An 11,412-nucleotide genomic window follows, 5' to 3' on the forward strand; every position below is an offset into this window, starting at 1 on the left:
GGACCGGTTTGCACCCGATGCTCTCAGTCGATCTTCATCGGATTCTCATGATGTTCGGCGACATTAGGGAACATGCCTGCGCGGATCCTGGTCGCCGAAGACGACGTGAAACAGGCGGAGCTGATTCGGCGGTACCTCGAGCGGGAGGGGCATCTGACGGTTGTCGTGCACGACGGCCGGGCCGCCATCGACGAGGCCCGCCGGCGCAGCCCCGACCTGCTGGTGCTCGACGTGATGATGCCGAAGGTGGACGGTCTGGACGTCTGCCGGGTGCTCCGGGCCGACGGTGGTGACAATGCGGGGGTCCCGATCATCATGCTGACCGCGCGATCCACCGAGGACGATCTGTTGCTCGGCCTGGATCTCGGCGCGGACGACTACCTGACCAAACCGTACAACCCGCGCGAACTGGTCGCCCGGGTCCGGACGGTACTGCGGCGCACCCGCAGCCGCGGTGAGGGCGAGGTGTACCGGGTGGGCGCGCTCGAGATCGACCCGACCCGGCACGAGGTCCGGCTGACCGGTGAGCTGGTCGAGGTGACACCGGCCGAGTTCAAGATCCTCGCCTGTCTCGCGGCGTCGCCCGGGCGGGCATTCTCCCGGCAGCAGTTGCTGGAGCACGCGTTCGGCTTCGACCACTACGTGTTCGACCGGACGATCGACGTACACGTGATGAACCTGCGGAAGAAGTTCGGTGGGTCGACGTACCTGAAGACGGTGTACGGCGTGGGCTACAAGCTGACCGACAAGGTGGCGTCCGATGCGTCGTAGTCTGCTGATCCGATTCCTGGCTCTGTCCCTCGCCGTCGCGCTCGGCGCGGTGGTCGCGACCGCCGTGATCGCGTCCTACAGCACCACCGAGCAGTTGCAGGGCGAGCTCCAGGAGAACGCCGGCCAGCTCGAGGTCGACGGCCGGATCTATGCCGAGCTGAGCAGCTATGCGCTGAACCACTCCGGCTGGTCCGGTGTCGACAAAGAGGTCCGTCGACTCGCCGACGACCTCGGCCGCCGGATCGCCCTGACCAGGCCGGACGGCACCGTGATCGCGGATTCGGCCCGGATGCTCGGCGCCGCGCCCGAGCTGCCATCGGTGCCGGCGGCAACCATCGACGCCCGGACCGAGGGCGGGCTCGTCTTCGCCGGCGCGCTCCAGTCGGTCTCCGTCGCTGCGGCACCGCCAGCCGCTGGTCACTCGGTCCAGATGACGACGGCCAGGGCCGCGGCGGGTCCACTCAGCTACAACTGGGGCCTGACCGCTGCGGAGCAGGAGGAACGGAAGGTCCTCGCCGAGCGGGCGAGCCGGTGCCTGGCGGCGAACGGAATCAAGGCGGACGTCTCGGTCACCGATGGCGCCCCGATGGTGGCGTTCGAGGCCGAAGGGACGGACGGGGTCAACGTGCGGCAGGTCTGGCGGCCTACCCCGAGCATGACGACGTTCGAGAGCGCCGACGCCGCGGCCGGTGGCGGCAACGGCAGCGCAAACACCAACGCCGCCGATCGCTGCGTGCCGAAGGGACTGTACGCACCGAGCGCGAAGGCGAAGCTGGTCAACGACGACGAGATCCGGCGGGCCTCGGCGTGCCTCACCGCGGCAAACATCGACTTCAACCTGACCGAGGCGACCGACGGTCTGCGCGCGGTGACGCCGAAGGACAAGCAGACAGTCACCGCCGAGTTCTTCGAGTGCAGCACGCAAGCCCGGTCGCAGGCGATCGCGCCGTACGTCGCCCCGGCGGCGAAGCTCTATCTCGGCTCGAAGAGCACGTTCAACGTGTTCTCCGGTGAGGGGATGTTGCGTACGGCGGCAACCGCGCTCGGCGTGATGCTGATCGCGGCGCTGGTGATGCTGCTGACCGGTCGCCGGCTCGTGCGGCCGATCGTCGCACTGACCGGTGCCGCCCAGCGGATGCGGAACGGCGACCACGCGGCCCGGGTTCCGGTGACCGGTAAGGACGAGGTCGCGCGGCTCGGGCATGCGTTCAACGCGATGGCCGAATCGATCCAGCGCAGCGACTTCCAGCGGAAGGCCATGGTGAGCGATGTCGCCCACGAACTCCGAACCCCCTTGGCCAATATCAAGGGCTACCTGGTCGCGTCGGAGGACGGCGTCGTACCGCTCGACGGAGAGCTCGTCACGTCGTTGCTGGAGGAGACCGGCCTACTCGAACACCTCGTCGCCGACCTGCAGGACCTCGCCCTGGCTGACGCCGGCATGCTCCGCCTGCACCCGGCCCCGCGGGACCTGAGCGAGCTCGCCCAGCAGGTCGTCCTCGCCCACCGCCCCGCCGCCGAAACCGCCGGCGTCACCCTGACCGCGGACGTCCCACCGGAGGCCGTCGTCTCGATCGACAGCGCCCGGATGCGCCAAGCCCTCGGCAACCTCGTCTCGAACGCGATCCGCTACACCCCGCGCGGCGGCACCATCGTCGTCGGCGTCCGCCGCGTCGACGACGGCTACAACCTCACCGTCACCGACAACGGCACCGGCATCGCCGACGAACACCTCCCGCACCTGTTCGACCGCTTCTACCGCGCCGAACAGTCCCGCAGCCGCTCCACCGGCGGCAGCGGCCTCGGCCTGGCCATCACCAAACACCTCACCGAAGCCCACCACGGCCGCATCACCGTCACCAGCAAACTAGGCGAAGGCTCGGTCTTCACCCTGTGGCTCCCGCAAGGTACTTAAGCGGGATTCCTGCCCGCGCGCGGAGCTCGACGGGATCCGCGTGCGGGATCAGGCGGACCCACGACACGAGTCGATGCACACGTTCGAGGACTTCGGTGGCGACGAGGTCGGTACGACGTCCGCCGTGGATCGCGAGGTAGACGTCGTACAGCTCGTCGCGGTCCGCCTGTGACAGGGGCGCCCCGGTCCATTCGACAACCGACGTGAGGAAGCTGTGCAGCGACACGAACGGGTGTCCCCAGATCGCGTTGCCGAAGTCGAAGAAGCGTGGGCCGGCGGCGAAGATGTTCGCGGCATACACATCGTTGAGCTCCAGCTCGACCTCGGTTAGGTGTGCGAGCCGACGATCCAGTACGTCGGCCGCCGCATCCGCCCGCTGTAGCTCGCCGGCCCCGATCCGGAGCGGATGTCCAGGCGGCAACGTCGCCCATTCCCTAGCGATCGCCCGCACCCGATCACCCGCCTCGGCAGGGGCGAGCGTCACCATCCCCGGCTGCACCTCAAGCCGCCCGCGTACGGCGCACTGCAGACGAGCCAGCGCGCGCACCACCCTGCGCCGGGTCGCCTGGTCGGCCACATCGGCACGCGTCAGCGTCGGCCCGTGATCGGGCGCGAGCAGCCAACCGCGCTCCCGCTCAACCGCCAGCGGCACAACCACGTCGTCCGGCACCAGGCGAGCCAACTCAGCGACCAGGGCGGCCTCGAACCGGTGGCCCGGGTTGTTCTCCTTGAACCACACCAGCCCATCGGTCGTCGGATAGCACCGAGTCACCGACCAAAGCCGCGCCCGATAGGTGACCGGCTCACCGATGATCCGGCCATCAAGCTCGTCGGCCACCCAGTTGTCGACCATGCGGTTCCACTCCGGCGACAGCCACCGTCGTACCCACTGCCCTTCGGCGTCCGGGCCGAGCGGTCTCGCAGCAGGCAGCATGCGCGGGACGCTAGCGGTCGGGACCGACAAATCGCCGTACGATCAGGCCATGGCGGACCGGAAGGCGCGGGTTGCGGATGTGCACGCCATTGCGCGGGGGATGCCGTTCGTGACGGTGTGGGAGCGGGACGACGGGACCGAGCGGCCGGTGTATCAAATCGGCGGGAAGTCGTTCGTATTCTTCCGGACGGCTCGGCCTGACGCCGTCGATCCGGTGAGCGGGGAGAAGTACGACGACGTGATCATGATCTGGACCGAGTCCGAGGACGAGAAGCTGGCGCTGGTGTCGGACGAGTCGACGCCGTTCTTCAGTACGCCGCATTTCGACGGGCACCCGTCGGTGCTGGTCCGGGCGAGCCGGATCGGGGAGCTCGGTAAGCAGGAGCTGACCGAGATCATCCAGGACGCTTGGTTGTCCCGGGCATCGAATCGGCGGGCCACCACCTGGCTGCGAGAGCATCGGCTGTGAGCTACCAACCACCGGGCGGTATGGCGGCGCCGGACTATGGACGACCGCCGCGGAAGAGTCGCGCCGGCCTGTTCATCGTGCTGATGCTGATATTGCTGATCGTCGTCCTGGGCACGGGTGCCTGGGTCGCCACGAAGGTTGTCTCGAGCATCAAACCGGACAAGTCGACTCCACCTCCTGCGCCGATCACCTCGGTGGCGCCGCCTCCGAAGCTCACCGCGTCGGTCAAGCCGAAGCCGACCATCACGGTGAAGACAGTCCCGGTCAAACCCCTCCCGATCACGCCGTCGCCAGCGGCCGGGTCGCCGGCACAGGTGGCTGCGCAGTTCGTCGCACGCCTGAACGCCAACGATCCCAAGGGCGCGACGGCGCTCGGGTGTGCGGACACGAAGCAGGCGATCCCGGCGCTGATCGACCAGTTCGTTCGCCCGCCGACTTCACTGACCGTGGGCAAGACTGCCGTGGGCAGTGCAGGGCAGATCGCGGTGTTCGCGATGAACGGTACGACGAAGGGGGCTACCGTCGCCGGCACTCTGGTGGTGGAGGTCGGTGGCCGGGCGTGCGTAAAGGCGTTCCTGGTGCGGGCGATCGGCTAGGGAGCCAATGCGCGGGCCGTCTCGATCAGGCTGGTGCCGGTGGGCAACGTGGCGATGATGGGGGTGTCGAGGCCGTTCGCCACGTAGCGGTTGATGTGGGCTCGGCACTCTTCCGCCGTACCGTGGACGATCAACGCGTCCAGGACCTCGACCGGTACGGCGGCCATCGCGGCGTTGCGGTCACCCGCGGCCCATGCCTCGCGCATCGGCTTCATCGCGGGACCGCGGCCGAGCCAGTCGTGGAAGGCGGCGTACCCGGGGACCGTCAGATAGGTGGCGATCAGGAAGCGACCGATGTTGCGGGCCATCTCGGCGTCCTCGGTGACGCAGACGAAGATCCGGGCGGCCAACTCCTTGTCCGGGCCGAGCTCGGCTCGGACCTGGCGGACGTCGTCCGCCGAGAGCCAGTTGGTGATCGCGCCATCGGCCTCGCGTGCAGCCAGGCGGAGCATCTGCGGGCGGAGCGCGGCGAGCATCAACGCCGGCGGTACGTCGGGCGCCTTCTCCAGCCGGAAGCGGCTGATCGTGAAACTGTCGAACGTCCCGTCGACCTTCTCCCCCGCGAACGCCTGCCGCAGGAATCGCAGGACATCACGGGTCCGCGCGTACGGCGGGTCGTAGGCGATCCCGTTCCACCCGCTCACGATGGTCTCCGACGACGCCCCGATCCCGAGCACGAACCGTCCCGGCGCCAGATCGGCCAGCGCCGCCCCGCTCATCGCGAGCGCGGCCGGTCCCCGTGTGTGCACCGGTACGACGGCCGTCCCCAGCCGCAACTGGTCGTCCCACTCGGACGCCAGCACCAGCGGCGTGAACGCATCCGCACCGGCCACTTCGGCCGACCACAGGTCGGTGTAGCCCAGTGACGCGAGCTCGGTGATCAGCGGCCGGTGGTCGCGCAACGGCACCCCGGTCAACGGAACGGTCAGACCCCAGCGCATCAGATCAACTTCCTCAGGATCGGCAACGGCGCAACCTTCATGAATCGCGCGAGCGGCGCCCACGGCCAGGCCGGAACATAAGCGACTGCCTTCTCGGCCTCGATCGCGGCAACCATCGAGCGGACGCCGGGAACCGTGTCGACGATCAGCGGCGTGCTCTTCACCTTCTCGTTCAGCGCGGTCCGGATGTAGCCGGGAGAGATCGTGCTGATCGTGATCGGCTTGTTCAGCATCTCCATCCGCAGCCCTTCAGCCAGCGAGGTGACGCCCGCCTTCGCGGCGGCGTACGCGGTGATGGTCTTCGGCAGCCCGCGCAGTGCGGCGGCGGAGGCGATGAAGACCAGGTGACCGGCGTTGCGGGCGCGGAAGAGTTCCATCGCGGCCTCGGCCTGGGTGAATGCGGCCAGGAAGTTGGTCATCAGGGTCTCGCGGTTCGCCTCGGGCCGGCCGGTGCCGACGGGTGCGCCCTTGCCGATGCCGGCGTTCACGATGATCCGGTCGAGCTGTCCGTGCGCCTTGTCGGCCTCGCGGAACACGGTGAACACCTGCTCGTCATCGGTGACGTCGAGCTTGTGGATGGTGATGGTGAGCCCGGGATGCTTGCCGAGAAGCTCGTCGCGGAGCGCGGCCAGCCGCTCCTCGCGCCGCGCGGTCAACGCCAGGTTGTATCCCTTGGCGGCGAACTGCCGCGCCATCTCCTCGCCGAGGCCGGCGCTCGCGCCGGTGATCAAGATGTTCCGTCTCATCGGTACGTGAGCTCCTGCTTGTCGAGGTGACCGTGCTCGTTGTAGCTGACCACAGTCAGTCCGCTGCGGCCGGACACGACCTTCGTGATCGCAGTGTTGATGGTGACCGGGCTGAGCTTGCCCCACAGCCCGTCGCCCCCGGACAAGAGCCGGCTGACGACAGCCGCGATCGGTCCGCCGGAGGTGAACACCAGGGCAGTCTCGCCCTTCCCCAGCCGCTCGGCAGTACGCCGTACAGCGTCGTCGGAGCGGTCGCAGAACGCCTGGAACGTCTCGGTGTAGCCGTCACCGCCGTTGACCCAGCGATCGGTCGCCGCGGTGAACATCTCCTGGAAAGCCCGCTTCGGATTCCCTTTGCGCGCCAGATCGGCGAGCAGAACAGCCCGCACCTTGTACGCCGGTTTGTGCGCGACAATCACCTGGTCGTGGTCGAACTCGTCGTACCCGTGGTCGACCTCGGGACCGAATCCCGCGAGCTCGGCCGTCTGCGCGTGCCGATGCATCGATCCCGACATCACCAGGTCCGGTTGCACCCCACGCGCCCGCAAGGTGTTGCCGAGAGCAACGGCCTGCTGCTCGCCGAGATCCGAGAGCTTGTCGTAGTCACGCGCACCGAACGAGGCCTGCGCATGCCTCACCAAGTAGATGACGCCCACGTCAGGCCTGCCGGATGATGCGCCGGCAACGCCGCTCGAGCATGTTGACCGGGAGCCAGAAGTTCTTGAACCGCGGATTGCGCGTCTGCTTGTGGTGATAGCGGTAGTAGATCTGCTGCGCGATCACCGCCAGCCGGAACAGCCCGAACACTTCGTAGAACGCCCAGTTCTCCGGCTTCAGCCCGGACCGCTCGGTGTAGTAGGCAACGATCTCGGCGCGGGTCAGCATCCCCGGCTCAGCGGAAGGCTGCAGCCGGAACCGGCGGAAGGCCCAGTCGTCATCGGCCTGCACCCAATAGGCGAGCGCGCCGCCGAGATCCATCAACGGATCGCCGAGCGTGGCCAGCTCCCAGTCCAGGATCCCGGCCACCCGCTGCGGATCGTCCGGAGCCAGTACGACGTTGTCCAGCCGGAAGTCGTTGTGAATCACGCAGGTGCGGACATCGGCCGGCTGGTTCGCCGCGAGCCACGCCATCACCTTCTCGTAGCTCGGCACGTTCCAGGTCTTCGCCTTGCGGTACCGGTCCGACCAACCGCTGACCTGGCGCCCGACGTACCCCTCACCGCGACCGAGGTCCGCGAGACCGGCCGCGGCCGGGTCGACCTCGTGCAGGTCGACGAGCCGGTCGATGAGCGTGCGGCAGAGCTGACCGGTCTGCTCCGGAGTGAGGTCGACGCCGAGCGCGGAACTGCGCGGGATCGTGCCCGCGACCCGCTCCATCACGTAGAACTCCGAGCCGAGCACCGCATCATCGGTGCAGTGGGCAACCATCGTCGGGACGTAAGGAAAGACCGGCTTGAGCGCAGCTTGGATCCGGTACTCGCGGCCCATGTCGTGCGCACTCTTCGCCTTCGTCCCGGCCGGTGGCCGACGCAGGATCAGGTCGTGCCCGGGGTATTGGAGCAGGTAGGTCAGGTTGGAGGCGCCGCCGGAGAACTGCTTGACCGTCGGCTCACCTGGCGGCAGCTCGGTGTGCTGCCGCAGCCAGGTATCCATCGCCGTGACGTCGAACGCGTCCTCGTCGCGGACGGCGCGACCACCATCACCCATGTGTCTGCTGGGCCTGTTCTGCGCGTCGGTGAGCCTTGGCGGCGGACTTGCGCATCTGCCGGTCGTACAGCGGACGGGCCCAGCGCTTGGTCAGGTACGCCATCCGGGCCGGCCGGTCCGGGATGATCAGGAACCGCTTCTTCGCGATCCCGGCCAGCACGACCGTCGCGATGTCGTCGGCGGTCCGCGGCGACTTCTCGATCAGCCGCCGGGCACCCGACTCCATCGTCTTGTCCGCACCCTGGAACGAATCGGCCAGGTTGGTCTGGAAGAACGACGGGCAGATCACCGACACCGTCACGCCGAACGGCTGCAACTCGTGCGAGAGCGTCTCCGACAGCGCGACGACGCCAGCCTTGACCGTGTTGTACGAACTCATCATCGGCGGGTGGATCAGCCCGGCGACTGACGCCGTGTTCGCGATGTAGCCGGAACGCTGGCGCTTGAATACCGGCGTGAACGCCCGGCAACCGCGGACCACACCCATCAGGTTGATATCGACGACGCGGTCCCACTCGTCCAGGGTCTCGACGTCGATCCGGCCGCCGGTCGCAATTCCGGCGTTGTTGACCAGGATGTCGAGTCCGCCCCAGTGCTCATCGCACCAGGCGACCGCGGCATCCCAGTCCGCGGGGTTGCGCACGTCGAGTCGCAGATAAGGACCGTCGTCGCCGTCGAACGTCGTACCGATGTCGGTCCGCAGCACCTGGTGGCCTTGGGCCACGAACTGCGCGACCAGCGCAGCCCCCAGACCGCTCGATCCACCAGTGACCAATACTCGGCTCACGCTTTGGCCTCCTTCTGTACGGCGAGGTAGCCGGCCAGCTCGATCCTTGCGACAACCCCGCGGTGCACCTCGTCCGGACCGTCGGCCAACCGGAGCGCTCGCGCACTCGTCCACGCTGCAGCGAGCGGGGTGTCATCGGAGAGACCGCCACCACCATGCAACTGAATCGCCATGTCGATCACATCTTGCGCCATCCGCGGTACGGCGACCTTGATCTGGCTGACCTCGCTGAGCGCGCCCGCGAGCCCGACCGTGTCGAGCAGGTAGGCCGTCTGCAGGACCAGGAGTCGGGCCTGGTTGATGGCGATCCGGGCATCGGCGATGCGCTCGCGGTTCCCGCCGAGGTTCACCAACGGCTTGCCGAACGCCTGCCGACTGGTACCACGCTGCAGCGCGAGCTCGAGCGACTTCTCGGCCAGGCCGATCAGCCGCATGCAGTGGTGAACGCGGCCCGGACCCAACCGGCCCTGCGCGATCTCGACCGCGCGACCGGGGCCGACCAGGATGTTGCTGGCCGGCAGGCGGACGTCGGTGAACGACACCTCGCCATGACCGAACGGCTCGTCGAACCTGCCCATCGCCGGCAGCAACCGCTCGACCTTCACACCAGGGTGGTCGCGCGGGACCAGCACCATCGTGTGCCGCGCGTACCGATGGGCCTCCGGGTCGGTCAGTCCCATGAAGATCAGCAGCTCACACTCGGGGTTGCCGACACCAGTGCTCCACCACTTGCGCCCGTTGAGGACGATCTCGTCCCCCTCGACGATCGCGGTCGCGGCCATGTTGGTCGCATCCGACGAGGCGACGCCCGGTTCCGTCATACAGAACGCGGAGCGGATCGTCCCGTCCAGCAAGGGCTCCAGCCACTGCTTCTTCTGCTCGTCGTTGCCGTAGCGCAACAGCACTTCCATGTTGCCGGTGTCCGGCGCATTGCAGTTGAAGATGTACGGCGCGATGAACGATCGGCCCATCAGCTCCGCGAGTGGTGCGTAGTCCAGGTTCGGCAGACCTTCGCCGTACTGCTCGTTGCCCGGCTCGGCCGGGGGGAGGAACAGATTCCACAGACCCTGGGCGCGGGCCTTCTCCTGCAGCTGTTTGAACACCGGCTGCGGCTGCCACGGATCGGCGGCGGCCCGGGTCGCGGCGTGGATCTCCGCCTCGACCGGGTCGATCTCGATCCGGATGAACTCCTCGACCCGCCCGATCAGGTCCTGCGCACGGGCGGACGGTTCGAACCCCATGTAACAGCACTCCTTCCGAAACCGGCGGGGTACCGCCGGGTAAGTTTGACCGTAGCGCCCTTTTGAGCAATGCTCAACACTGTGGACAACAGGTTGACCGCGGAAGATCGGAAGAAGCAGCTCGTCAAGATCGGCTTGATGATGTTGCGCGACAAACCGATCCACGAGCTGTCGATCGACGCCATCGCCGGCCAGGCCGGGATCTCCCGGAGCCTGCTCTTCCACTACTTCCCGAGCAAGCGCGACTACTACGTAGCCGTCATCTCCGCCGCCGGCCGCCGCCTCCTCCGAGTCACCAAACCCGACGAAGACCTCCCGCCGGACGAAGCACTCCGCGAGATGCTCGTGCAGTTCGTCGCCTTCATCTCCCGACGGAGGACGGCGTACATCTCCTTCGTCCGCGGCGCCGCCGGCGGTGACGACTACGCCGTCGAGGTGTACGACGACACCCGCATCGGCCTCTCCCGCCGAGTCCTCACCTACCTAGGCACACCCGAGGTCGCCGACAACCGCTCGTCGGTCGAGTACCTCCGCATCCACGCCTGGCTCAGCTACACCGAAGACCTGGCCATCGAATGGTCCGGACTCCGCGAATCCGCCCGCCCCTTCACCGCCGACGAACTCATCGACCACGCCATCGAGTCCCTCCACACCCTCCGCAAACTCTGACCCCTTGCTCGCACAGCGGGAGGCGCATCCACCTGCAGCGCGGTCTTGTACGTCGGGGGTCGCGTCCACCTGCGGCGCAGTTCGTACGGCGGGGATCGCATCCACCTGCGGCGCAGTTCGTACGGCGGGGATCGCATCCACCTGCGGCGCAGTTCGTACGGCGGGGATCGCGCGACCGTGGCCGAGCTCGTACGGCGGAGGTATCGCTCGGATGCGGCCGGCAACCTACGGCATTGGCTGACGCCGCTGCGGCCGGCTTACAGAGGGAGGTGTGGCTGGGCGGGTCTGTGGCTGGGCGGGATGGTGCGGTCGGTGACCGCGGTATCCGTCGCCTGAGCTTCCGGGCTATGGCTGAGGCCGGTGCATCAGGAGGCCGATCACCTTCCCCACCGCGGTGGTAACCGACCCCTCCGGCCGCCATCTGATGGGTCAGCCTGGCCTTGGGGGCACAACCCCCCATCTCCGTGGTTATCCCCTCAGATGGGGGGTTGCCCATCGAGAATCTGAGGGGGCAACCCCCCGACTCGACAGGCAACCACCCCCTCGGGGCGGGGTGAGGCCAGGAGCGGTGCTGGACGGCGCCGCTGGGGAGCGCTACCCCCAACCGAATCGGCATGTTTTCTGAATCGGCAGGTA

Annotated in this window: 13 protein-coding genes; 6 read left to right on the forward strand and 7 right to left on the reverse strand. The window is 67.9% G+C overall.

Annotation, left to right across the window (positions count from 1 at the left end; translation table 11 throughout):
• Positions 1-72 precede the first annotated feature (72 nt).
• Together ABD231_RS32270 and ABD231_RS32275 are read left to right on the forward strand one after the other, a co-directional pair.
• Entirely contained in the window at positions 73-771 is a 699-nt protein-coding gene (locus ABD231_RS32270) for a response regulator transcription factor (RefSeq protein ID WP_344160491.1), read from the forward strand.
• Positions 761-2,686 (forward strand): sensor histidine kinase, encoded by a 1,926-nt coding sequence (locus ABD231_RS32275; RefSeq protein ID WP_344160495.1) that lies wholly within the window; start codon positions 761-763, stop codon positions 2,684-2,686. Before ABD231_RS32270 ends, ABD231_RS32275 begins: the two co-directional genes overlap by 11 nt.
• Here ABD231_RS32275 and ABD231_RS32280 read toward each other — a convergent pair.
• Positions 2,658-3,620: a hypothetical protein gene (locus tag ABD231_RS32280; protein ID WP_344160498.1), complete on the reverse strand. Its 963-nt coding sequence runs from the start codon at positions 3,618-3,620 to the stop codon at positions 2,658-2,660. The two genes, ABD231_RS32275 and ABD231_RS32280, sit on opposite strands and share 29 nt — an antisense overlap.
• 49 nt (positions 3,621-3,669) lie before the next feature.
• Here ABD231_RS32280 and ABD231_RS32285 point away from each other — a divergent pair, with 49 nt between their 5' ends.
• Complete coding sequence (locus tag ABD231_RS32285; protein ID WP_344160501.1) at positions 3,670-4,089, forward strand: MmcQ/YjbR family DNA-binding protein; 420 nt, start codon at positions 3,670-3,672, stop codon at positions 4,087-4,089.
• Positions 4,086-4,685 (forward strand): hypothetical protein, encoded by a 600-nt coding sequence (locus ABD231_RS32290; protein WP_344160504.1) that lies wholly within the window; start codon positions 4,086-4,088, stop codon positions 4,683-4,685. The genes ABD231_RS32285 and ABD231_RS32290 overlap by 4 nt, the downstream gene beginning before the upstream one ends.
• Here the strand turns inward: ABD231_RS32290 and ABD231_RS32295 are convergent.
• The 6 genes from ABD231_RS32295 to ABD231_RS32320 are packed head-to-tail and all read right to left on the reverse strand — an operon-like array spanning position 4,682 to position 10,107.
• On the reverse strand, positions 4,682-5,626 hold the full coding sequence (locus ABD231_RS32295) for an LLM class F420-dependent oxidoreductase (protein WP_344160507.1): 945 nt from the start codon (positions 5,624-5,626) through the stop codon (positions 4,682-4,684). The two genes, ABD231_RS32290 and ABD231_RS32295, sit on opposite strands and share 4 nt — an antisense overlap.
• Positions 5,626-6,372, reverse strand: a complete 747-nt coding sequence (locus ABD231_RS32300; RefSeq protein ID WP_344160510.1) for an SDR family oxidoreductase — start codon at positions 6,370-6,372, stop codon at positions 5,626-5,628. Before ABD231_RS32300 ends, ABD231_RS32295 begins: the two co-directional genes overlap by 1 nt.
• Positions 6,369-7,010, reverse strand: coding sequence for a histidine phosphatase family protein (locus ABD231_RS32305; protein ID WP_344160513.1), 642 nt, complete (start codon positions 7,008-7,010; stop codon positions 6,369-6,371). The genes ABD231_RS32300 and ABD231_RS32305 overlap by 4 nt, the downstream gene beginning before the upstream one ends.
• Before the next feature lie 19 nt (positions 7,011-7,029).
• The gene (locus ABD231_RS32310; protein WP_344160516.1) at positions 7,030-8,079 is read right to left on the reverse strand and encodes a phosphotransferase family protein; all 1,050 of its coding nucleotides are present in this window, start codon (positions 8,077-8,079) and stop codon (positions 7,030-7,032) included.
• Entirely contained in the window at positions 8,072-8,866 is a 795-nt protein-coding gene (locus ABD231_RS32315) for an SDR family NAD(P)-dependent oxidoreductase (RefSeq protein ID WP_344160519.1), read from the reverse strand. Before ABD231_RS32315 ends, ABD231_RS32310 begins: the two co-directional genes overlap by 8 nt.
• Positions 8,863-10,107, reverse strand: coding sequence for an acyl-CoA dehydrogenase family protein (locus tag ABD231_RS32320; RefSeq protein ID WP_344160522.1), 1,245 nt, complete (start codon positions 10,105-10,107; stop codon positions 8,863-8,865). Before ABD231_RS32320 ends, ABD231_RS32315 begins: the two co-directional genes overlap by 4 nt.
• A gap of 81 nt (positions 10,108-10,188) precedes the next feature.
• On the opposite strand from ABD231_RS32320, the gene ABD231_RS32325 reads away from it, so the two are divergent.
• Positions 10,189-10,776: a TetR/AcrR family transcriptional regulator gene (locus tag ABD231_RS32325; RefSeq protein WP_344160525.1), complete on the forward strand. Its 588-nt coding sequence runs from the start codon at positions 10,189-10,191 to the stop codon at positions 10,774-10,776.
• 45 nt (positions 10,777-10,821) lie between these two features.
• The gene (locus tag ABD231_RS32330) at positions 10,822-11,112 is read left to right on the forward strand and encodes a hypothetical protein (RefSeq protein WP_344160528.1); all 291 of its coding nucleotides are present in this window, start codon (positions 10,822-10,824) and stop codon (positions 11,110-11,112) included.
• Positions 11,113-11,412: the final 300 nt, after the last annotated feature.

This window comes from Kribbella yunnanensis (assembly GCF_039529655.1).
GTDB lineage: Bacteria > Actinomycetota > Actinomycetes > Propionibacteriales > Kribbellaceae > Kribbella > Kribbella yunnanensis.